The 215-nt window shown below is 43.7% G+C and carries 1 protein-coding gene; it reads left to right on the plus strand.

Annotated features, from left to right (window positions below; all coding sequences use genetic code 11):
- A partial coding sequence (locus HJV72_RS19330; protein WP_208073495.1) for a PadR family transcriptional regulator occupies positions 1-203 on the plus strand: 203 nt, incomplete at its 5' end.
- Positions 204-215: the final 12 nt, after the last annotated feature.

Raw genomic sequence — 215 nt, forward strand, 5'->3', positions numbered from 1 at the left:
TTTCCGAATCCACGCTCTACCCGGTGCTTCGTAGATTACAAAAGGACGAGTGTCTGGAAGTATATGATAAGCAGTATGATGGAAGGAACCGCCGTTATTACAAGACGACGGAGAAAGGCGTCCTTATGCTGGAATTGTACCGGTCAGAGTGGATGAAATACTCAAAAAAAATTACTGAAATATTCGAGGGAGGAATGAGTTGATGAATCGTCAGG

The organism is Extibacter sp. GGCC_0201, from assembly GCF_017566055.1.
Taxonomy (GTDB): domain Bacteria; phylum Bacillota; class Clostridia; order Lachnospirales; family Lachnospiraceae; genus Extibacter.